Consider the following 1,396-nt stretch of genomic DNA (forward strand, 5'->3'; position numbering starts at 1 on the left):
TGGGCTCTTGGACGAAGCCGCTCGCGCGGCACTGGTGCTTGTGGCTAGTGTATTGAACCATCCCACATGTTGGTGGATTTTGCGATCTGGCTCACCTGCTTGACGATTGAGGTTTCTCAATCGGACAGGAGGTTCCCATGACACAAGAGAAGATGAGCCCGCTGCGTGCTCGGATGATCGAGGACATGCGTATTCGCGGGATGGCGGAGACGTCACAGAAGGCCCATATCCGGGCGCTCAAGGATTTCACCGGATTTTTGGGGCGCGCACCAGATACGGCAACACGGGATGAGTTGCGCGCATATCAGCTTCACATGACAGACACCGAGGTCACGCCCTCAGTCTACAACGCCAGCATCACCGCATTGCGTTTCTTTTTCTCGATGACCTGCGGGCGTGATGAGATGAAGAAGTACATGCAATTCCGTACCGAGCCGCGCAAACTACCTGCGGTGCTCAGCGTTGAGGAAGTCTCCGAGCTGCTGGCCGTTGCACCTGGTCCTGGGCTCAAGTATCGCGCGGCGCTCAGTATCTCTTATGGTGCGGGTCTACGCGCATCTGAGGTCTGCAATCTCACGACCGGCGATATCGACAGTGATCGAATGCTGATCCATGTCGTGCAGGGCAAGGGTCGTAAAGACCGCAAGGTGATGCTGTCGCCCGGATTGCTCGACCTGTTGCGGGATTATTGGTGCGAGGCACGCCCCGAGGGGTGGATGTTTCCCGGCAAGCCAAAGGTCAACCCGATCTCACCGCGCCAGCTCAATCGGGCATTTACATCGGCAAAACGCATGGCGGGGATCAACAAGCCCGCAACATTGCACACATTACGGCACAGTTTTGCGACCCATCTGCTGGAAGCGGGCACGGATGTGCGGGTGATCCAGGTGCTTTTGGGCCATGCCAAGCTGACGACCACCGCCCAGTACACCAAAGTCGCCACAAAAATGATCCGTGATACGACCAGTCCGTTCGAGGCTCTCAAACAATTGAACCTGCAGACCCGCAAAAAGCGACCGGGGTGACGGACGGGGATTGCCCCGCGCAAGGCTGGAGGTCGCAGACATATTCCGCAAGCATGGTCCCGCGTGGCGGCGGGCCAATGCAGGGCATATCAACCTGAGCCAGCTTAAGGTGATGTCAGCGATAGAGGCCTGCCGGACCGAGGCGCTCGGTGGGCATGTGGCAGGCTGCACCGAGAGTGTCCGATCTTCTGTGTATGAGTAATTTGGCCCATGCTTCCAAACCAAAGGAGCATGACAACAATGACGATTTCCAAAGAATTACTGGACGAGCTGCTGAGCGGCATTAAACGGCCCGAAGATCTGCTGGGTGACAAAGGCCTGATGAAGGAACTGAAGGTCCGCCTGATGGAGCGAATGCTGGGCGCAGAGTT

The 1,396-nt window shown here is 57.3% G+C and carries 1 protein-coding gene and 2 pseudogenes; all 3 read left to right on the plus strand.

Annotation, left to right across the window (positions count from 1 at the left end; genetic code table 11):
* Positions 1-137 precede the first annotated feature (137 nt).
* Entirely contained in the window at positions 138-1,025 is an 888-nt protein-coding gene (locus B9P63_RS18525; protein ID WP_085311595.1) for a tyrosine-type recombinase/integrase, read from the plus strand.
* Positions 1,026-1,035: 10 nt separating this feature from the next.
* Positions 1,036-1,200, plus strand: a pseudogene (locus B9P63_RS18530) (transposase zinc-binding domain-containing protein); the annotation flags it as partial.
* A 65-nt stretch (positions 1,201-1,265) separates the two neighbouring features.
* Positions 1,266-1,396, plus strand: a pseudogene (locus B9P63_RS19675) (IS256 family transposase); the annotation flags it as partial.

Origin of the sequence: Planktotalea arctica (assembly GCF_002105285.1) — a bacterium.
GTDB classification, from domain to species: Bacteria; Pseudomonadota; Alphaproteobacteria; order Rhodobacterales; family Rhodobacteraceae; genus Planktotalea; species Planktotalea arctica.

Bases quoted from the DNA above. Each gene is read 5' to 3' on its own strand.
- B9P63_RS18525 (WP_085311595.1), top strand. From the start codon at position 138: ATGACACAAGAGAAGATGAGCCCGCTGCGTGCTCGGATGATCGAGGAC.